We start from the raw sequence: 18,862 nt of genomic DNA, 5'->3' as shown, positions 1-18,862 counted from the left end.
AGCACGGCCGGCGCTCGACTGGACAGAACAGCGCTGGGGCGTAATCGGCGTAGCCGCCCGGCGTTCGTACCGCCGAGAGTCAGTGACGAAGCTTCACGGAGTCACGAAGAAGCGGAGCGATGTCACAGCTACCACAGCCTGACGGTTTTCAAATTAGGAGGAGTTAGCTATGCACAAGACTGCACTCGCCATTCTGGCAAGCACGATCGCCTTCGCCGCCGCTCTGTCCGGTACCACTGCGGCTGCGGCGGTGGGGACGACTCCCGCCTGTGCCGACATCTGCATCCTCGGTGTACGAACGGCAACGCATGACACGTATGACCGTCTGGTCATCGACTTCGGTGAGGGCGACATACCTCGCTGGACAACCACTGTCCAGGACACCCCGCTCTACTGGGGTTGGGAGGGAAGCGAGACGCAGGTACCGATCAGCGGTGACTCCTACCTGAAGGTCACGCTCCTGCCTGCTGAGACCTTCGACCTGAACTACAAGTCCACGTACAACAGCCCCAGCTACCAGTCCTTCAACTACCCAAGCCTAAAGGGACAGGCTCTCGTCTATAGCTTCGAGGACAGCAATACCTTCGGCCTGGCCCTGGGGGCGCACTCCTCGTACAAGGTCTTCAAGCTGACCGCTCCAAATCGGATCGTCATAGACGTCAACCATTAGACCTTTCGCCGTCGGCGCTCAGAGTGAGAACGACTGCGGAGATTAACGAGAGGCTTTTGTGGCTGCATCGGGCCCGGCGAAGGATACGCCAGATCTTCAGCCTCGCGACGCTTCGTTCGACCGGTGCTCGCCCCGCGAACAGGGCTCGGTTGGTCCTCCGCCGGGTCGGGGTTGTGTCCTATGGAGGAAGCCGTCTGATCGGCGTGGTTACCCAGGAACCGGCTCATGTCGGCGCGGTCAGCGAGGGCAAGAACGCCCCAGATCCGGATGATCCGGTGGCTGCGGGGCGCGGTCGGGTCGTGAGTGCGGCCGGGGCAGTGCAGGGGAGATTCACAGCAGCGTGCCCGTGGGTGGGCTACGACCTGCACGTTCATGCCGTGGCGGTGATTGTTTTGGGAGAAGCTGGCCCGGCTGCCGCCGAGCCGGTCGCACTTGATGAGTGTTCCGTCGAGCAGGGTGTACTCGGAACTGGCATCCTGACGAACCCGTAAGAATTCGGGCGCCCGGCACGACATGCGGTGGACGACGGCTGTTACATAGGTGTGTGAGCGGCCCGGCTGGCACCGTGTGCTGACAAAGGCTGCGTTCCGCGTGGGAGGGGGCGTCGTGGCGATCGGTGACGGTCAGGAAGACGTCACTCCTTGCCTGCTACAGGCGCAGGCCAACAGCCCACCGGCTTGTCGCGAGGCACCAACGAGCGCTGCATGGCCCTCTGTCTCCGCGCTTGACGAAAGTTGCGCAGGCAAGGTGCCCAAGCCGGAGACACCGTCAGCCGGGCCCCCTGCGAACGGCGGGGGCCCGCCTGGCATCGACTGGTCAGCTGCCATAAAGCCGCCCTGACGTCGATTCATGCGGGGCGGGACCGGAGCAGTCGCGCCTCGTCGGCGCGGTGGAGGATGTCGCGTCCCCGGCCGGTCTGTGACGCGCAAGGTTGCGGGCTTCGGCGGCGGCCAACTCTTCCCGGTGTCCAGCGGAGGGCGGGGTGCTCTACGAGGGGAGCGACGAGGACTGCGTCACCTACCTTCGCGTTGGCGTCCGTCCCCGGCCACCTCAGCAGGCGAGCACAGTCGCGATGCCGAACCTGCCGGCGGTGCCGGATCGACCACCTCCGCCGCATTGCGAGTGCCAGAGGACTCAGCCGGACCCGGCCTCGCGGAACCCCCGAAGCAGCTCACGGGCGGGGGTGCTGTCTGGGTCGAAGGCATGTAATCCCACTTGTCCGGACGGTACTTGCGGGCCCCACAGCCGTACTCCGTGACACTTGTAGCAGAAGGCCATCTGAAAGAGCAGTTCGGTGGTGCTGCGAACCCGGACACCCCAGCCTGGGAAAAAGCAGCGCATCAAGTCGCTGCCTGGCAGGTCGCTGATCAGAGCCAGGGCCCGATCAAGCTGGGTCCCTGACCAGACAGCGACCTCGTCACCGGTCAAGTCCTCTGCGATGCTCTGTCCCACCGGATCGGTGATGCAGACGACTTCGATCAGCTGGGCCTTCTCATGGGCGATCGGAAGCAGCATGTGCCAAGGATCGCCGATGGGTCCTTGTAAGTCAGGTATCGGAAACCAGCCCATGGAAGTTTGGCCGACGTGATCGCACCGTGGACCGGTATGCGCCGGCGCCACCGCTCGAGCGACTGGCCGAGGAGTCGGCGTTAGTTTCCCGATGGCACTCTTCGCCACCGTGCTGCTGCTGATCGACAGAGGCTCCTCTACCGCGGCCGAGTTCGCGCTGGTTGTTGCTTCCGTGCGCGAGCTGTCGCCCTTGACCTGGTTTCCTCGTTGGGTCGGTGCTCAGGCGGGCGGTAACTGAGGAGGTCGCTTGGCTCGCAGTCCAGTACCTCGTACAGGCGCGTCAGGGTCGGAGGCCGTCGGAGAGGGAACGTTCTCTCATGCGCGGGCGTTCTCTGCCGGGGTGGTCGCGTGGGCGCGTACCGCCTCGAGTTCGTCACGGTGGCGTAGGGCTTGTGACACGGCCTGGATCTCTCGCATCAGGTACGCGGTGTCCGGTGAGCCGTTGCCCTCGGAGTCCGGGTGGCGCCGCCGCCTGTCCACGGCGTCCAGGAGCGTCACCGCGGCGGCCAGCGCCTCGGCCCGCTCGGGCCCGTGGCCGAGGCGGAGGGCGGCGGTGTGGGACCGTGCGTGCAGGTCCTCGTCGAGGTAGCGGGACAGCTGCAGCAGGGCGTCGCGGATGAAGGTCTCGCGGCGCAGCAGGCGCAGATCCCCGGTGGCGCTCGGATTGAAGGGCTCGCGGCTGCCCGTGGCGGAGCGCGTCAGCACGTAGAGGGGCCGCAGCCGGCGGCGCAGGGTGCGCAGACGCCACTTCTCCTGCAGGTACTGGCCGGCGTGCGGGACGATGAAGCCGATCGCGACCAGGATCGCGGCCACGCATGCGGCCGCGGACGCCACATCCGTGCTCAGCCAGTCCAGGTCATGGCCCGCCCAGCGGGCCGTCACGGCGGTCAGCTTGGTCGCGTCGTACAGCAGGTTCAGGCTGTAGCCGACGGCGAGGATCCGCAGGCCCCAGCGCAGCCAGGCATCCAGGCCGTCACCGCGGATCCAGTTCCAGATCAGCCGGGCCGTGATGGAGCAGGCCAGGGTGTGCGCGAGGAGGTAGAGCAGGATCTGCTCGCGCATGAAGGGCGTGTTGGCGTAGTACGTGTCCAGGTCCCGCGTCCGCTCCACGGGGGCGTCGGCGAGCGCGAAGAGCATCCACAAAGTGGCGACCACGCCCGCGTAGACGGTGACGACCCAGCGGGTCACCCTGCGGGTGACGTCGGCACGGTCAGGGCCGTTGCGCCAGACGACGATCAGCAGCAGCCAGGACGCGCACAGCGCGGTCATCAGCGAATACACCCAGGGTGCCGCGATGTTGGGCACGCCGGTGACCCGGTTGGTCCAGGCGATCGTCGAGGGCGCGGCGAAGACGAAGAGCACGCAGCCGAAAAGCAGCAGGCCGCCGACGGCGCGCAGCAGCGGATCCCGCCACATCTTGACGATGCTGGGAAGTTTGATCACCAGCGCGGCGGCCAGCACCGCTGCCGCCAGCCAGACGGAGACGTTGAGGTCGGTGAGCAGCCGCAACGGCTCCAGTCCCAGCGACTGCGTACGCCTGAGGGGGATGTACGTCACTGCGCCGAACTCCCGCGTCTCCGGTAGCCCATGGACCGCTGGACCGTATCGAGCGGCGCGTGCGGTTCCGGGCGGTCTGACAGCAGGGGGCGGATGGCGGTGGCGAGGCGGTGGCCGAAGTCGTCGGCCTGGGCCTCGTCGGCCTGTCGGGAGCCATTGCGGGCGGCGACGGCGAGCGGGGAGCCGCCCCAGCGGGCCAGCGCCCGGGCGGCGGCCGCCTCGTTCACCCCGTGGTGGTGGCGGTGGCCGGCGTGCAGGTGCCACAGCTCGTGCCCCAGGATGACCAGTTGCTGGGAGGCCTCGGCCCGTTCCTCGACGATCACCAGGTCGAAGTCGCGGAACTGCACGCACAGCCCGGTCACTTCGATGTCGTCCGGGAACCGCTCGAAGCGCAGCTTCACGGGCCTTCCGCCGCGCAGCGCGCTCATCTCCTCGCACAGCACGCGGCACAGCTCGTGCACATCGGCGGGCGGCCGAGGCCTGGCTCCGAGCGCTGTGGAGAGATCGCGGGCCAGCCCGCGCATGGCAGAGGTCGTACCCGGCCGCCGCAGCGCCATCGCCACACGGGCCGTTTTCCTCCGAGCCCCCGCGATGCCCATCGCGCCCCCCTTCCACCGCCCTTCGGGCGGGCTGTTCGAGACTACGCGGGCAAAACAACCCGCGCCATGCGATCGAGCGACGGCTGTTTCCAGGACCTCGGGACAGCCGGCAGTGGGCGTGACCGGCACCGTGCGGCCGTCGTCGCCGAGGACTCCGGCCTTCCCACGTCACCGACGGCTGCACCATCCCCGACGCACCCACCAGCGAGGCAGGAAACTCGACTACGGCGCCACCCCGCTCGGTGACCTGTGCATGGGGCCCGAGGCGTTCAGGCGGGGGAGCGGTACGTGGGCGTGGGCGCCTTGACGGCGCCGGGGCAAGCACGGCCCGGTTCCCCTTCCAGGGGAGGCGCCCGGCGTGTATCGACTGCTCAGCTGCCGTTCAGCCGCCCTGAGGCCGGCTCGTACGGGTGGATCAGGAGTAGTCGCCGCGCTCGGCGCGGTGCAGGATGTCGCGTTCCCGGCCGGTCTGGGTGTCGAGGGAGTCCTCGTGGTCGATGACGATGGTGTCGCGGGCTGGTTTGGCTCGGCGATGGATGCCGTAGGCGTCGACGGGCCCGAGCGGGTCGGTTCCTGCACGAGAACGATGCAGCCTGGCTCACTGCGGGCTGGGACGGGGCACCGCTGCCCTCACGGTCGCGCAGTGGCTTCCCAGGCGGCAGTGACACACCCTTCTTCCCAGTGCCACCACTCCTTCGTCTCGCCGTGCTCCAACAGCTCGCGGATTTTCAGCAGGTCTGCCTGCGGCGGGACCTCCAAAGCCACCATCCCGAACCGCTCGATGCCTTCGCCCGTCGTGCCGAGGCGATGGAAGACCTCCAGCACGCTCTGCCGGGCGGCGGCTGAGCCGGCGTCCTTCAGCACGATGAGCCGGATGGTGCAGTTCTGCGAAGGCAGCACTGTTTCTCCGGCCCAGAGAACGCCATCATCATCCGGTTGAACCCGGATGACGTCACCACTGGCGACTCCGCGGACGAACCAGGGGGTGTTGTCCAGCCGCACCGTGCCGTCGCCGAGGTCGACAGCCCACAGGCTCTCGACACTCGCCGGCGGCCATCCGTCCTCGTCTATCTCCATGCGGAAATGGACCTTCACGTGGTCGTCACTGATGTTCGTCACCGAACCATCATCCACTTCGCATCCACCAGACCAGACTGCGGAGCACGGACGTGCGTGTCTCCGGACCCGACGGGCATCCCGCGAGGATCGCCGACCGCCGCCAGATGATCGGCTTCCAAAACACGGCCTAAAGGGTGTTGCAGAACCGGATCAGCGCTCGTTTCCCGCCATGATCTAGTCCGTCACACGAGTCGTTCTGTCCAGTTTCATGGCGACTGGCGACGCTCGTTGATCTCCCGTGCCAGGCATTGCGCGATCTTCACAGCCTGTTCTGCAACACCCTTTAGAGGTTGTCCCGTATGGGGCGTGAGTTATCCGGTGAGGGCCCGGTTGTGGAGCCGGGCGATGCCGAGCATGGCCTGGTGAACGCCGTTGCCCTTGAGTCGGCAGTCCCGCAGGATCCTCCAGTTCTTCAACCGCGACAGGGCGTGTTCCACCCGCGCTCGCGCCCGGCGGTGGACGGCATTCTCCGCTTCCTGCTGTGGGCTGAGGTGCGTCTGACCCCGCCGTCTGCGGTGCGGGATAAGCAGGCCGGTGCCCTGGTAGCCGCCGTCGGCGATGGTCGGGGTTCCGCGGCAGGCCCGATCGACGCCGGACTCGGTGAAGGCCCGGCAGTCATTGCGGCTGCCGGGCACCGGCAGGCCAATCGCCACCACCAGGCGGCTGTTGGCGTCGATCACGACCTGCAGATTGGTCGAGTAGCGATAGTTCTTGCTGGACGCGGCCACGCTGCGGTCGCGGGTGGGCACCAAAGTGCCGTCCACGATGTAGACGGTGTCCTTGCGTGGCCGACGGGCCGGCGAGATGGCCAGCAGGGGCGACAGGTGATCGAGGATGCGGTCAGCAGCCGACTTCGAGACCCCGAACAACGGCGCCACCTGCCGCAACGTCAGATTCGTGCGCCAGTACGTCGCCACCAGCAACACCCGGTCCTCCAGCGGCAGCCGCCAGGGACGGCCACGCTGAACGTCACCACCGCGACGCCGCACCAACGCCACCAGCCTGGCGAACTGCACCTCGGTCAGCCCGGAGAACGGCTCGATCCACTTCGGATCATCCGCTGAGATCACCCCACCCATGCCCAGCCAACGCACCAACCACCCCACCGGTTACGGGACAACCTCTACGAGTTCGTGCACGGTAAGCGGCGAGACGTCGCGCTCCTGATCGTCGATCATGGTCATGTGGTGGGGAACGCGTCTCGTGCAGCGATCATCAGCGACCGGAGGATCACTGGCCTGTCGGCTGATGTGATAGCTGAACTCGTAGCTGAGGTAGGCCCGTTATGGCACGAGCGGCACCAGAGCAAGCTCGCATCCAGGCCGCGGAAGCGGGCTGTGGGCGCGGGCGCGAAGCACCGGCTGGTGTTCGTCGACCGGCTCCTGGCGGCGCTCGTGCATCTCCAGCACGCCACCACGCACGACGTGCTCGCCTGCTGGTTCGGCGTCGACCGCTCCACCATCACTCGGGCCATCGGCGAGATGCGGCCCCTGCTCGCCGAGCGAGGCTGCAGCGTCAGCCCCGGCGTGCGGCTGCGGACCCTGGCCGACGTGGTCGACCATCTCGGCGCCAGCGGGAAGACCGGGATCATCGACGGCCTCAGCGGTCTCGACCTGCATCTCCGACCACTCGTCCGATGCCAGCTCGGCGAGATCGACCTCCCCGGTGGTGAATCGCGTGGCCAGCTTGCGCAGCGCGTATCGTCGGGCCAGGTGGTGATCGGGCAGAATGATCCCCAATTCTTCGAGAGCCTGCTCAAATGTATCGCGGATGTCCCGAGGGTCCGCATGACGCGGCAGGCCGGCGAGCTCGCACAGGCTCGGCCTGTCCATTCCCATGGCGAGTGCCTGGGCAGCGGTCATCGGCAGGTCTTCCGGACACATCTGATCCGCTTGATACAGCCACGCTGCCTCTTCCAGGGGCGGATAGGCGCTGCGGACAGGGCTGTCAGGTTCGGATGTGTCATCTATCGCGGTCATGGTTCATACGATGCCAACACGGCTCGCGAGAGTGCCCGGAAATTTGAACTATCCCGGCAAACCTCCCTGCGGGCTGACCCAACTCGTCCTGCCCCGGTGACGCTCCGCTACCGCTCCCCAAGATCTGTGCCAGAACCGAGTTTTGACGTTACGGGGGTCCTTGGCAGGTGACCGACGGCCTGCCGGTTCGCTCAGGGATCGGGCGATCAGCCGGAGGTGCTTCAGTAGGCTGCGCTGGCCATGAATACGAGCGCCGAACCCGAACAGATCCGGAGCAACGCGATCGCTTCCGGTCCGCCGATCCGACGGCTCTTCCGGGACGTCATCGCCGATCGCCTGCCGAGCCCCAGGCCGCCTCAGGCCGCGATGCTGTTCGATGCCGAGGTCGACCCCTACTGGGACGACCAGAGCTTCCTCGGCGACTTCTACAACGAGATCCTCCACCAGGACACCTGTCGGCCTGACACTGCCGACGGCCTTGCCCTGGCCGCCACCCTCGCCGTCGATGACCGGATTCCCGCCCATCACCGGTTCCAAGCCCTCGGCCTGCTGTTCAGCGCCGCCACCGTCGCCGAGCGCCACATTGCCGAGGCCTGGCCGACCACCCCGCCACACGCCGATCCCGGCAGCGAGGCCCGGGCCCGCAGCGCAGTCCGGGCTCACGTTCCAGATCTACTGACCCGCTGGTCGGCCGAATGCCCTGCGGTTCGCCTCGCCCTCGCCGGCCTTGCCGTCGTCTTCCCGACGGACCGCACCCTGCCCGCCCTGACACCGCGCCTGAAGACCTTCCTCCACCAGCACCCCCAGGGCACCGACATCGGCGACTATGTGCGGTTCGTCCTTGTGCTGGCCGCCCAGGACGAGGAACAGACCGGCGCGGCGGCAGAGAAGCTCACCGACGCGTACTGGACGGGAACAGCGCGCGGGGTGCCGACACGGGCACGAGCCCTCCACCTGCTCGGGCAGATGCTGACCAAGGTCGGAACCGCACTCACCCGGCCACACGCCAAGCAGTGACGCCCCCGCGTACACGACGAGCGACGCGCCGCGCGTCGCTCGCGCTGCTATTTCTCCTGAATATTCACCGGCACCAAGATCCGCAACTGATGCCCAAACCGGCGGACAAATGCTGCCGGTAGAAGTGAACAAAGCCAGACTCAGCACCGCGGCCGCTGCCTGCGGCTCTGGGGCGACCGCCTGGCTCCGCCTGCGAAACTGGACCGAGGCTGTCGACGCAGACGACCACGACGTCAAGGCGTGACGCCTGGACCACCACGCACGGGTGCGGACCGCATCCGTTCTCAGCCTCCCGCCCTGCTGCTTCCGTTCCTTCGCCTGGGGTGCGCCGTTGTCATCCGTGCTGGTGCCGGCCGGCCCCATGCCGGCCCGCGCTCCTGCGCAGGGCTGCGCCCCGACGCGGGGATGAGCTCGAGGTCACGGCTGTCGCCCTCGTCGCCTTGAGCCGCTGGCGGCGGCACGCACGCTGGCACCGGGCCGGGGAAAGAGCCCGCCATCACCCCCAGGCAGCAGCGCTCGCTCGTGCGTCTCAGGCGACCTCGGGCCATTCATGGTCCTGCCAGTCGTCGGGGTTGTCCTGGATCCCCTCCAGGAGTCCGGCGAAGGCGTCACCGTCGAAGATCAGGCTCGTGAAGTTGGGCGGAAGGCGTACATCGTTGATGACCGCGGTGGGTGTGCCCGGTCCCTCGGGCTCCTTTGTGCCTCCCACGCGTTGGTAGGCCTTCTGAGAAGCGGCCACAAAGGCGCGGTACTTCATGTTCTCGACCGCTGAGTCAAAGGCCGGGCTGCGGAGTCCGTCGACCTCGTCAGCCAGCTCGAGCAGATAGGCGGTGGTGAAACCGTCGACGGCCTCCTCGGGCTGGTGGGCGTAGAGCACCTTGTGGTACTCGGCGAACTTGCCCGCCTCCAGGGCGGCCCGCAGGGCGTTGACCGCCCTCTTGGAGCCGCCGCCGCCCACCCGGTCGTCGAGGAAGGAAGCCAGCGTGTACTCGGCCACCGCCTTCTTCCTCAGGGTCGCCTCCCGCAACTGCGCTGCGCCACCAGTCTCGAACTCCTCGCAGAACGGGCAGCGAGGGTCCTCGTACAGATGGACGGTCACCGGAGCCGACGGATCCCCGACGACGATGGTCGTGCCGTCGGCCGCTAGCTTCTCCGGTACCTCCTCCGGGCTGCCGTAGGGCACTCTCCGTTCACCACAGCCCGCGAGCGACGCACCCAGCGCAATAACGGTAGCCGCGACGACGGCAACTACACGTTTCGTTCCCACCCCTTGCCTCCCCTGAGTCAACGAGAGACTAGGGCACACCTGTCATGATGCGGAAAGCAGTTCCACCGACCTTCGGCAAGCCCTCAGGCAAGCTCGCCTTCCCCCCCTGGAGCGCAACGAACGCCGAGCACCGAGAGAGCTCAAGACATCAGCCAGGTCAGGCAGCGCTCCAGACACGCAACTGACGGCCGATCAGGCCCACCCCCATCACGCCGGAAGCCGCGTCCCGCACCAAGGCGACCGCCTCCTTCGGCGGATACTCCAGACGGCACCCGTTCAGCACCAGATACGCCTCCGCGCAGTGCCAGGCGAATGCCTCGTTGGAGTGCTCCAGGCACGGCAGCCGCACCAGCGTCTGCAGCAGCGCCGCCGCCTTCAGATGCAGGGACCCGTAGACGTCACGCTCCATCGCCCGGGCATTGACCCGGGCGACAGCCGCGTACAGAGGACCGTAGTCGTCCACTTGCGGATCACCGGGCAGCAACTCCGCAGCGTGCAGCAGGAAGGTCACATCCAGAGGGTGAAGCGGTTCGTGCTGCGTCACGCGGCGTGACCCCGCTCCTGCTCCTCAAGACCACGCCGTGCGGCAAGCTCCTCAGCCCGGCGCTCCCCGTCGCCGACCGCGTCGGCGGCCTCCGCGAAGGCGTCGCCGCTGCGGGCCATCGACGCGCGGAAGGCTTCGAGGAAGTGCGTCTCCACGGCGGTGGCACGAGCGTAGGCCGCCGACAGGATGTATTCCTGCAGGCTGACGCCCTCCTGCCGCGCCGCGGCCTCGATCGCGGCCCGCTGGGCCGGATCGGGGAAACGTAGGTTCATCGCTTTGGGCTGAGTCATGGTACCGATGGTACCTCCGGTACCATCCGGGGGCCATCCCGGATGAGCAGCGGGCGAGGACCGCGAGCGGTCCGTCGGCAGCGGACACCGAGAAGGGCACCGCTGGCGGGATGGGCCGGCTGCGGGGGTTCCTGCTGCCCGTCGCGGTGCTGACGGTGATGGCCGCGCTGGTGGTCGGCGTCCTGGCATGAACGTTTCCCTCCAGGACTCCTCCGGGGCCCAGGCGCAGGGACATCCCTCCCGGCTGTGGTCCCACAGCCGCGGCCCGGCACACGCACGTGATCCCGTTCGGTGGCCTGGCGTGTCCTGAGAAGAATCGTTTCGTTGGACGGGGTGGAGCGCGGCGCATGCACACCTCGAGCGGCTGGGTCGGTTGGTCGAGGGGCTGTGTTCCGGGCGGGAGGCTCTGGGCCTGTGAGGCTCTCCCCTTGGCCCAGGGCCCTCCCCGAACGGGCGCGCCGCAGCGCGCACGCGCCGCGCCCGCCAGATCACCCGTCACCGGCGGCCTCAGCGTGCGGCGCATGCCGGCCAGACACGGAGCTGGGCGTCCTCGACTGACTGGTGTGGGGCCCGTGCGTCTCGGCCCCGCGCCGGTCCGGTCCGGTCCGGGCAGGGAACTGGGTTCGGCTCTGCTGACGGGGGCGACCTGGCCAAGGAGGTCTACTTCCAGGACGGCGGCCGCCGCTCCGGCTCCCCAGGACTGGGAAATGCTTCACAATCGTCCCTGGGGCTCGGCTCGGGGGTGCGCGCATAGCTGGGCTGCACGTCAGCCGATGATCGTGTGAAAAAACAGGACGGCGCCCGCGCACGCCGCGCCTCCGGCGAGAAGTGCAGCAGCTGGACTGCCGCCGTTGAAGGCTGTGAGCACGCCCGCACTGAGCCCGGCAAGTGTGCCGAGGACGAACACGATGGCAGCCCGCTGACTCAGAAGAGGGCCCTGCCCTTGGCTGTTCACATCTACTCCGATTGATTGGGGCGACGTTACAGAATCGCCAGGCTTCCGGTGTTGATGCTGTAGCCCGTTCGCGACCCTCTCCCCCCTGTGCTCCATGTCACGAGGTTCTGCTCAGAAACTTTGGTGATTCGCGGGGGGACTGGCCTACCCGGCCGCTAAGACCGTAGATGTGAGCGAACCACGCCCGTCTCGGCACGTTCTCAGGCGTCACGAGTCAAGGAACAGTCCAGGGATCGATGCCGACCGTCCGGAAGCGGACGGCGGACAGCCGCCCCGAGCAGGCGGGGGGCTGGTTCAACACCTTCCGTCCCTGGGGGACAGAGACCTATCCGTTGATGAACGGGTGGCCCGCCTTGCAGCCGATGGCCGTCTTGTTGCGGCGCTGCGGGGCGACGGATTCGCTGGCCCCCGTTATGACCGATTCGCTCATCGGCTGATGGAGTACGGGTGGCCGATCATGCTCGCTTGGATACACAGCGGGGAGATCTTTCGGCAGAGCAGATTGGCGGGGCGGCCGATTCGCGTGCGGCATGTCCCCGACTGGGGCCAGGATGACCGCTACGTGCTCGCGACGGAGACGGTGATGGCCGGTCTGGAGCTCTTCCGGACCTACGGGCTGGTAGGCAGGCGGTGGCAAGAGGCAGGGGGCGCGAGTTTGACGACCTATTACGTGGGGGCCTGCGTCCGGTCGTTCCGTCCTGTGTACGAACAGTGGTTCCGAGATCGGTCGCAGAGCACGGTGATGGGAAATATTTTGCATGAGGATGAGCCCGCATACGGGGACCTCGTAGACGAGGGAGCGGTCGACCCGGCTCGGGCTGCTGTCATTCAGGATCAAGTCAGGCGCGCACTCGCTGCCCTTTCGGATCAGCAGCTGCGTAATGGGCTGGTGAGGCGCGCGCTGGGATACAACCAACGGGAAGCAGCGGCATCGGTTGGGCTGTCCGAAAAGGCCATGGAACGGCGCTTGAGCCGAAGCCGCCACAAGCTTCGCACCCTGGGACTCGACGAGCGGGCGGGAGGTCAGTAACCATGGCCACAACGCACGGTGAGAACACTGCGCCAGCTACCGATGACTTCGAGGCATTGCTGGACGCCTCCAGTCTTGGGACCGAGCACGTTTGCCGCGTCAGGGAGCAGATCCCAGACCGCATCCGCGAGCGGCTCCACGATGCTGCGGGCCAGCGCTCCACACCAACGAGCGGTCCCACCTGCTCCCTCGACCGGTCCCGCTCTGGCTCCCTTGCTGACGAGGCCCGCCAACTATGGTCATGGAGCCCGGCAATGCGCATGGAGCTGCGTAGCACGGTCTTGGAGATCGTCCGCACCTTCGCTGAAGCGACGCTCGACGCCAACGCGCTCGCAGAAGCACTGGACGTAGGTTCGCTGGAGGGGGCTGGGCGGTGGGCACACGCTCTCAGACGCGATCTTGCCTACAGCCTCGCCCGCGTCCGTGCTTTGGCTCATGGCAATGATCGCCTTGGGCCGATGACGCGTGCCATGGCCGACGCCTTCTCGTACAAGCTTCCTGCCAACACCGTCCGTGCCTGCCAGGAGGTGCTGCGCTTGGCAGGTGATCTGCACTTGGTGCATGAGGCACTCACTGAGATCGTGAGCGACTTCGTGGACAGCGACCTTCGCAGTACTGACCTGGAATGGATTCCTCTCGAAGGAGTGAGATGGAGTGCGGAAACATGCTGGCCTGCCATGTGGGAAGAACGGGTGCGCCGCGCCTCGGAACCCGAAGGACCAGGCGTCTTTGTTGTCCGTGCCGAGCCAGAGCGCTGTCCATCTGCGCTCACCAGCATGTGATCTTTCTGAGCGGCATCTGACCGGCGTGTGGGTGCGGCCGTGACGCCAACGCCACCCCACGCTCCATATCCTGGCCCCCTATGCTTCTCACTCCAGCCCGAGGTCGGCCAGCGCCTTGTCGGCGGTTGTGAGTGGGGGCTGGGGAGGCAATGCGCCCCCCGGGAGGCTTCGCAGTAGCCGCACGATGATCCTTAGGCTGTCCGAGCTGGTCCAGGCGCAGGCTGGCACCACCGGCTTCGTCGTCCTCCACGAGTGGGCGGAGATCCTGGAGCGGCACTTCCCGCCCCGACTGCCCCACCCCGACAACGTGACCGAGTAGCCCGCCCTCACCACAAGGCAGACTGCACGCCTGCTATCCGTCCCGAGAGAGGCCCGGGTGCGGGCCGGTCGTCGGCCGCTGGAGCAGCAGCCTGCCGCTCGTTGATCAGACGCTGGGCCAGCGCAGCACCCAGACGGCGCCCGCCCTTGAGGTAGGCGCGCGTACGCCGGCGGATGTTGTCGGGCCACGACGCCAGCGGCATCAGGTGCTCGACGACGATGCTGGCTGCCGTGAACGGGTCTGCCAGGTACGGCACGACCACGTCGCCATGCCGGGTCGGCCGCAGGGGCTCCTCACGCACCCGCACCACCCTCCAGCCGGGCCGGTGGCGTTCTACGGCCTATGCCTTGAGCCGATCGCGTTCCTCGCCGTCGCGGTGCCAGTACGAGCCGTCGAACTCCATGGCCACGGCCTGGTCGTGGTCTGCTGGGAAGAGCATGTCGAGCCGGTAGCGGCCGTGCGGCGTCTGCAGCGCGTACTGTTGCTCTCCGCCTGTGAGGACGAGCTGGAGGTCGGCGAACAGTTCCGTCTCCTGCCGGGAGACGCTTGTCCGCTTCCGGCAGCGTGGGCAGCCCTGCCTTTCCATGAACACGTGCGCCACCTGGGCGGACCAAGGTTCGTGTCCGGCGGGGCACAGCCACCAGACCGGCACGTTGGCCCCGGCGGTCACCTCTGCCGGGGTATGGGCCCCGTTCAGGGACGGGTGCCACAGCGCCGCCAGTTCGGGGCTCTCGCTCGACACCGCCTGGTAGCGCACCCTGCCGGAGCAGGAGGGGCACGCGGCCATGCCGCGGACGCGGTGGAACACCTTGGCCCGGAACTCGCCGGCGCACACGGTGCACTTCCACCAGACCAGGCGGTGAGAACCGGCGGTGACGGCTTCGGCCGTCAGTCCGTCGTTGCGCTCGGGGTGCCACTGCTCCGCCAGGTCCGGCCGTGCCTCGGGCAGAGCGGGAGCACGCTTCCTGCGGGCGCAGGCCGGGCAGCCCGACCCGGCGACGGTCCGGTGGCTCACCTTCGCCTCCCAGCGGTGGCCCCGGGAACAGCGCCATCCCAGCCGTATGCGGGAGTTGACCAGCAGTTCTGCCACGTCGGCCGCGTCGGCCGGTGCGGTGTCGGGGTCCACCTGCGCGAACAGCTCGGGCATGTCGGCCAAACGCCTGGCCGGTGCGTCGCGGCCGGCCCTCGCGCAGGCCGGGCAGCCGGTGCCGCGGCTGCGGTTGGATATTCGCGCCTGGTACTCGTGCCCGGCCGGACAGCGCCACCAGACCTTGCGCTGTGAGCCGGGCCCGAACTGGTCCGGTGAAGCGTCGTTGCGCGGGTGCCACTCTGCTACCAGGTCAGGGGAGTGCTCGCTGAGCGTGGTCCGGCCACGGGGCACGTACCCGGCGCACTGCGGGCAGCCGGTTCCGGCGACACGGGAATGGACCTGGGCCTGCCAGACGTGCCCGTCGTCGCACTGCCAGAACACAGCCTTGTGAGAGCCGGGACCGATCTGCGCCAGGTCCAGGTCGGCGTTCAACTCCGGATGCCACTGGGCGGCGATGGCCGGGTGCTCGTTGACCAGGAAACGGGTGCGACGTGTCATGAGCACGCACCGTAGGGGGCGCCACTGACATGCCCTTGCCGAGGTCACCAGGCTGGAGCGCATCACCGCCGGAGAGTCCGGTCATGCGCCCTGACGATGCCTCCGGCCGTTGTCAGTGGGCGAGTGGAGAATCGCCGGATGGCCCATGAACCGACGGATGCCGGCGAGTCCGAGACCCTCGCCGTCTCCTTACGCACGTACCTGTCCGAGACCGGCTTCTCCTTCAGTGGCCTGACCGGCAAGGAGGCGACCCAGTCCATCACCCGGGCGGTGGTGCAGTGGGTAGGAGCGTCCGGGTGGAGGTGCAGAACGGAGGCGCAGATGCGCTACATCGACCCGCCCTGCCTGAAGGACGGAGGCTGCACCGCTTACTGGTCGCCGTCCTGGTCTGCCTACCTTGACCTTCGCGTGATCCGCAAAGACGGCCCACCGATCGCCATGGAGATCGACCGCGCCGACGAGAGCACCGCCGTGGACAAGCTCCGAGACGAGGCACTCCGCGGGCGCCCATCGCTGTGGATCCGCTGGCACGGAGCGCTGCGTGCCGAGCTCCCGGCAGGTGTGGCCTGACTTCACCTGCCCACGCGTTCCAGCAAATCGCCCCTCCGGTACTCGCTGACCCCGGTGACCGGCACCGAGGCGATCACCCTCGGTCCACCCCTCACCCCCGAGGCCCGAGCGGACGCCCAGCAGCGGGACCAGCAGCGGATCGCGGACGAGAAGCGTGCTGCTGCCCGCCCGCAGGAACCAGGCCCCACCCGCTGCTACTAGTGACCACCGCGGCTTGAGCGGGGCTCCCAGTCAAGGACGCCGAGGACTGTGTCGGGCCGGCAGTGGATGCACGGCGGTACCTGCTGGCGCAGAGCGTCGAGGGCTTGCTGCCGGGACGCCGGGCTGCACCGGCCGCTCTTGGCCGCCGCCCAGCAGTCGCCGGTGTGCACCGCGTCCACGTTGGTGCGGTTGAGGCCGTACTGGATCAGCCAGTCCGGTGGGGCCGGCCGCATCTCCATGCCCCGGCGCTGCTGAGGCCACGCGCAGGCGTAGGGGCCGTCGCAGCGGCAGGCGCGCTCCTTGCCCAGTTCGACGGCCTTCTGCTTGCGCGGGGTGGCTGGTCCCTTGACCTCAAGCCATGTCCCGATCTCGGGCAGCCAGAAGTCCGGCAGGTAATGCGCGCCTGACGGCAGGGTTATTCGCTCGGGCTCGTACTGCCAGAGGATGCTTTGGGTGTCGAGGGTGCGGGGTCGTGGATCTGGAGAACCTCGAAGAAGTGGGCGAGGGACTGGAGCTTGACTCCCTGCGTGCCGTTCTCGATCTTGCTGACCGTCGACAGGGCCCGGTAGCCCAGCCGCTGGGCCGCTTCCTCCTGGCTCCACCCCAGCCCGAACCGAGCCTGACTCGTGCGGGCCCTCTACACCCGGCAGGACCGCCTCACCGAACCCGCTCCGGCCACCACGTAGTTCGCCGGGGGAGTGCCTTGAAGATCCCAGGGCTTACACGCACACCAGTGCGATGCTCGCGGCTCAGAACCCTCGGGCATCGCACCCCAGTGCGTGTAGGGCCTGGGAGCGGTGCCGCTGGCCCGGACAGAGAAGGACCCCGGGCCGCTCGTGCGCTCCGGGGTCCTGTCGCCGGTCTCACCGCCGCCGACTCCACGCTGTTCGCCCAGTTCGCCGGATACGTTGGCCAGGACAGCTCCACCTTGGAGGTGTCCGACACCGACCGCGTTGAGTCGGAGCGTGCCGCTCAAGACGGGGCGCCGGGGCGGGTGCGGCCGGCGTGCCCGGCCGCGGGTGGGTCAGCGGTTAAAGCGGAGGCGCGACTCCACACTCTGCTGGTCCAGGTCGGATGGATCGCCGACCTGGAGCTTGATGGCGATGCCGTCCAGGGCCGCACTGAAGTAGGGAAGGGCGGCCGCGTACATCTGCTCCGCCTTGGCGGGTGCGCCCTCGGGCTGCCACACGAACAGCACGGTCTTGGTCGTCTTCGCGGCGTCGGCGGTCACCTCGTAGTTGTAGAGCGCGAAGCGCGGGGCGGCCCCGGGAAGGAGGTCACGGAACTCGTAGTAGCCAGCGTTGCCGCTGCGATCCACGACGATCGCGGAGCTGTCGTCGGCCACCTTGCACAGCAGGTAGTTGATCTTCCCCTCCTTGAGCTTCTTGTGCTCCAGGACCACGTCCTCGTTGACGCTCAAACCGCTGCTCATCGCTGCCTCCTCGCTGGTTGCCGGACCGCCTGGCTTCGGGCCGTCCTGTCCAGGACGGCCCCGGGCGGCTCGGTCCGACCAACGAGGGCGCTGGGCCACAGGAAACGCCCTGCTCCTGCCGTCTTCAACGAGGGTGGGCCTGGCACGCTGGTGCCGCACCTCGGCCAGCGCTTGGACCGCACTCACAGCCCAGCCCAGTTGAGCCCGAGGGCGGCGAGCTGCTGGAGTTCGCTTCCCCTGTTCCGGCCCTCCGCCGCGTACAGGGACAGGGACGATGCCTTGAGCGCGGTGTCGTCGCCCATTCGAGTCCGAGGTGGGCGAGTGCGGTGAGTTTGTCGGTGGTGAGCTTCGCGCGGCGTCCCTTCTGGTTCATGATCCACACTCCGAGTTTGACCTCGCCCCCGTCCGGCAACGCCTCTACGTGGCCTCTGGGGACGGTCACGGAGCCCGTTCGGGGTCTTTACTGCGTCAGGCGCGATGCCCCGCTCGAAGGCGCTCACGGGCGTCGTGGATGCCTTGACGGGGTCCTCCGGCGCCGGGGTGAGCGGTGTGATGCCGAGCTGCTCCAGGCGCTCGCGCTGCCCGTCCGTCAGGGCCTCCCAGACCTCGGGCTTGCGTTGCCGGGCCAGCCATTTGCCGATGTCCATGCCGTGGAGGGTGATGCCTGGTGGGACGTCGACGGGGCCGTCCTCGTCGGCGACCATCGTGTGGAGGGCGGCGTAGTGGCGTTGCCAGTCGGCCGGCCACGACGGGTTCCTGACATTGGTGGGGGTGGGAGTTGAGGTGTGGTGTGTGGGGTGAGCTGGGGTGTTGCGGGTTGGGTGAGAACGGGTTGCTGGTGCCGCTTGGCGGGCTTGTGGTGCTCTGAGCTGGTGGGAGCAGGCGCGGGTGTACCGGCAGGCGTCGGACGAGGGCACCGCACTGGAGAGGTACGCCACCCTTGATGCGCTCGGGCAGATCCGCAACGACATCGCCCGGCTCCGGCAGTCGGGGGCCGTGGTGCGCGGCGAGGTCGGCCACGACGCCAAGGCGACGAGCATGTCCTTGGACGCGAAGACGCCGAAGGCGCTCCTCGAGGACTGCGTCGACCTCTCACGCTACGAGACGTACGACACGCGGGCGAAGAAGGTGGTTCCGCTGCCGACCGCGCAGCCGAGGCGGTACGTCGTCACGGCGACGGCGGAGCGGCCCCTGGATGGTGACCGGCATCAACCCCCAGGGCGGGACGGCATGCTGAGACACGCGGCGGCGGCCGCGGCCACGGTGGTGTTATCGGTCATCTGACAAATCCACGGAGGATCACTGCATGAGTGATGCGTTGAGCTGCTGATCTAGTGATCGTCACAGGATCCCGAGCCGTCGTGGCGGATTGAT

The 18,862-nt window shown here is 68.0% G+C and carries 23 protein-coding genes and 1 pseudogene; 9 read left to right on the top strand and 15 right to left on the bottom strand.

Features of this window, described 5'->3' with window-relative positions:
- The first annotated feature begins 169 nt into the window (after positions 1-169).
- Positions 170-670: a hypothetical protein gene (locus tag ACIQ6Y_RS31950; RefSeq protein ID WP_404044236.1), complete on the top strand. Its 501-nt coding sequence runs from the start codon at positions 170-172 to the stop codon at positions 668-670.
- Here ACIQ6Y_RS31950 and ACIQ6Y_RS31945 read toward each other — a convergent pair.
- The gene (locus tag ACIQ6Y_RS31945; RefSeq protein WP_404044234.1) at positions 667-1,185 is read right to left on the bottom strand and encodes a transposase family protein; all 519 of its coding nucleotides are present in this window, start codon (positions 1,183-1,185) and stop codon (positions 667-669) included. The genes ACIQ6Y_RS31950 and ACIQ6Y_RS31945 overlap by 4 nt on opposite strands.
- Positions 1,186-1,804: 619 nt before the next feature.
- The gene (locus ACIQ6Y_RS31940) at positions 1,805-2,185 is read right to left on the bottom strand and encodes a hypothetical protein (RefSeq protein WP_404044232.1); all 381 of its coding nucleotides are present in this window, start codon (positions 2,183-2,185) and stop codon (positions 1,805-1,807) included.
- A gap of 145 nt (positions 2,186-2,330) precedes the next feature.
- On the opposite strand from ACIQ6Y_RS31940, the gene ACIQ6Y_RS31935 reads away from it, so the two are divergent.
- Complete coding sequence (locus tag ACIQ6Y_RS31935; RefSeq protein ID WP_404045142.1) at positions 2,331-2,477, top strand: hypothetical protein; 147 nt, start codon at positions 2,331-2,333, stop codon at positions 2,475-2,477.
- Between the two features lie 77 nt (positions 2,478-2,554).
- Here ACIQ6Y_RS31935 and ACIQ6Y_RS31930 read toward each other — a convergent pair whose 3' ends face one another.
- The 4 genes from ACIQ6Y_RS31930 to ACIQ6Y_RS31915 all read right to left on the bottom strand — a co-directional run bounded on the left by ACIQ6Y_RS31930 (position 2,555) and on the right by ACIQ6Y_RS31915 (position 6,593).
- Complete coding sequence (locus ACIQ6Y_RS31930) at positions 2,555-3,787, bottom strand: MAB_1171c family putative transporter (protein WP_404045100.1); 1,233 nt, start codon at positions 3,785-3,787, stop codon at positions 2,555-2,557.
- 5 nt (positions 3,788-3,792) lie between these two features.
- Positions 3,793-4,395 carry a toxin-antitoxin system, toxin component family protein gene (locus ACIQ6Y_RS31925; RefSeq protein ID WP_404044230.1) on the bottom strand — a complete coding sequence of 201 codons (603 nt, stop codon included), beginning with the start codon at positions 4,393-4,395 and terminating at the stop codon, positions 3,793-3,795.
- Between the two features lie 630 nt (positions 4,396-5,025).
- A complete protein-coding gene (locus tag ACIQ6Y_RS31920) occupies positions 5,026-5,514 on the bottom strand; it encodes a DUF4265 domain-containing protein (protein ID WP_404044229.1) in 489 nt (162 codons plus the stop codon).
- A 311-nt stretch (positions 5,515-5,825) separates the two neighbouring features.
- The gene (locus tag ACIQ6Y_RS31915; protein WP_404044227.1) at positions 5,826-6,593 is read right to left on the bottom strand and encodes a transposase; all 768 of its coding nucleotides are present in this window, start codon (positions 6,591-6,593) and stop codon (positions 5,826-5,828) included.
- Positions 6,594-6,647: 54 nt separating this feature from the next.
- Between ACIQ6Y_RS31915 and ACIQ6Y_RS31910 the strand changes: the two genes are divergently transcribed.
- Both ACIQ6Y_RS31910 and ACIQ6Y_RS31905 read left to right on the top strand, forming a co-directional pair.
- Entirely contained in the window at positions 6,648-7,664 is a 1,017-nt protein-coding gene (locus ACIQ6Y_RS31910; RefSeq protein WP_404044225.1) for a transposase family protein, read from the top strand.
- 69 nt (positions 7,665-7,733) lie between these two features.
- The gene (locus ACIQ6Y_RS31905; protein WP_404044223.1) at positions 7,734-8,510 is read left to right on the top strand and encodes a hypothetical protein; all 777 of its coding nucleotides are present in this window, start codon (positions 7,734-7,736) and stop codon (positions 8,508-8,510) included.
- 529 nt (positions 8,511-9,039) lie between these two features.
- Here ACIQ6Y_RS31905 and ACIQ6Y_RS31900 read toward each other — a convergent pair.
- The 3 genes from ACIQ6Y_RS31900 to ACIQ6Y_RS31890 all read right to left on the bottom strand — a co-directional run bounded on the left by ACIQ6Y_RS31900 (position 9,040) and on the right by ACIQ6Y_RS31890 (position 10,611).
- Entirely contained in the window at positions 9,040-9,693 is a 654-nt protein-coding gene (locus tag ACIQ6Y_RS31900) for a thioredoxin domain-containing protein (protein ID WP_404044221.1), read from the bottom strand.
- Positions 9,694-9,934: 241 nt separating this feature from the next.
- Entirely contained in the window at positions 9,935-10,321 is a 387-nt protein-coding gene (locus ACIQ6Y_RS31895; RefSeq protein ID WP_404044220.1) for a fic family toxin-antitoxin system, toxin component, read from the bottom strand.
- The gene (locus ACIQ6Y_RS31890) at positions 10,318-10,611 is read right to left on the bottom strand and encodes a DUF1778 domain-containing protein (protein WP_404044218.1); all 294 of its coding nucleotides are present in this window, start codon (positions 10,609-10,611) and stop codon (positions 10,318-10,320) included. The genes ACIQ6Y_RS31895 and ACIQ6Y_RS31890 overlap by 4 nt, the downstream gene beginning before the upstream one ends.
- A gap of 2,239 nt (positions 10,612-12,850) precedes the next feature.
- Between ACIQ6Y_RS31890 and ACIQ6Y_RS31885 the strand changes: the two genes are divergently transcribed.
- Together ACIQ6Y_RS31885 and ACIQ6Y_RS31880 are read left to right on the top strand one after the other, a co-directional pair.
- Positions 12,851-13,378: a hypothetical protein gene (locus ACIQ6Y_RS31885; RefSeq protein ID WP_404044216.1), complete on the top strand. Its 528-nt coding sequence runs from the start codon at positions 12,851-12,853 to the stop codon at positions 13,376-13,378.
- A 184-nt stretch (positions 13,379-13,562) separates the two neighbouring features.
- Positions 13,563-13,697, top strand: coding sequence for a hypothetical protein (locus ACIQ6Y_RS31880; protein ID WP_404044214.1), 135 nt, complete (start codon positions 13,563-13,565; stop codon positions 13,695-13,697).
- Positions 13,698-13,704: 7 nt separating this feature from the next.
- Here the strand turns inward: ACIQ6Y_RS31880 and ACIQ6Y_RS31875 are convergent, their stop codons facing one another.
- A complete protein-coding gene (locus ACIQ6Y_RS31875) occupies positions 13,705-13,998 on the bottom strand; it encodes a hypothetical protein (RefSeq protein WP_404044212.1) in 294 nt (97 codons plus the stop codon).
- 39 nt (positions 13,999-14,037) lie between these two features.
- A complete protein-coding gene (locus ACIQ6Y_RS31870) occupies positions 14,038-15,285 on the bottom strand; it encodes a zinc-ribbon domain-containing protein (protein ID WP_404044210.1) in 1,248 nt (415 codons plus the stop codon).
- Positions 15,286-15,423: 138 nt separating this feature from the next.
- Between ACIQ6Y_RS31870 and ACIQ6Y_RS31865 the strand changes: the two genes are divergently transcribed.
- Together ACIQ6Y_RS31865 and ACIQ6Y_RS31860 are read left to right on the top strand one after the other, a co-directional pair.
- Complete coding sequence (locus ACIQ6Y_RS31865; protein ID WP_404044208.1) at positions 15,424-15,855, top strand: hypothetical protein; 432 nt, start codon at positions 15,424-15,426, stop codon at positions 15,853-15,855.
- A 54-nt stretch (positions 15,856-15,909) separates the two neighbouring features.
- Entirely contained in the window at positions 15,910-16,056 is a 147-nt protein-coding gene (locus ACIQ6Y_RS31860) for a hypothetical protein (protein ID WP_404044206.1), read from the top strand.
- Here the strand turns inward: ACIQ6Y_RS31860 and ACIQ6Y_RS31855 are convergent.
- The 4 genes and pseudogenes from ACIQ6Y_RS31855 to ACIQ6Y_RS31840 form a co-directional block, all read right to left on the bottom strand.
- Positions 16,053-16,295 carry a DUF6233 domain-containing protein gene (locus ACIQ6Y_RS31855; protein WP_404044204.1) on the bottom strand — a complete coding sequence of 81 codons (243 nt, stop codon included), beginning with the start codon at positions 16,293-16,295 and terminating at the stop codon, positions 16,053-16,055. The genes ACIQ6Y_RS31860 and ACIQ6Y_RS31855 overlap by 4 nt on opposite strands.
- Before the next feature lie 176 nt (positions 16,296-16,471).
- A complete protein-coding gene (locus ACIQ6Y_RS31850; protein ID WP_404045097.1) occupies positions 16,472-16,663 on the bottom strand; it encodes a multiprotein-bridging factor 1 family protein in 192 nt (63 codons plus the stop codon).
- Between the two features lie 417 nt (positions 16,664-17,080).
- Positions 17,081-17,488, bottom strand: coding sequence for a hypothetical protein (locus tag ACIQ6Y_RS31845; protein ID WP_404044202.1), 408 nt, complete (start codon positions 17,486-17,488; stop codon positions 17,081-17,083).
- 614 nt (positions 17,489-18,102) lie between these two features.
- Positions 18,103-18,192 (bottom strand): annotated as a pseudogene (locus tag ACIQ6Y_RS31840) (helicase associated domain-containing protein); the annotation flags it as partial.
- A 184-nt stretch (positions 18,193-18,376) separates the two neighbouring features.
- On the opposite strand from ACIQ6Y_RS31840, the gene ACIQ6Y_RS31835 reads away from it, so the two are divergent.
- Positions 18,377-18,772 (top strand): hypothetical protein, encoded by a 396-nt coding sequence (locus ACIQ6Y_RS31835; RefSeq protein ID WP_404044200.1) that lies wholly within the window; start codon positions 18,377-18,379, stop codon positions 18,770-18,772.
- Positions 18,773-18,862 lie beyond the last annotated feature (90 nt).

Source organism: Streptomyces sp. NPDC096205, assembly GCF_044763135.1.
GTDB lineage: Bacteria > Actinomycetota > Actinomycetes > Streptomycetales > Streptomycetaceae > Streptomyces.
Note: the sequence above shows the minus strand (reverse complement) of the source record. Positions and strands in the feature narration are given on the sequence as shown.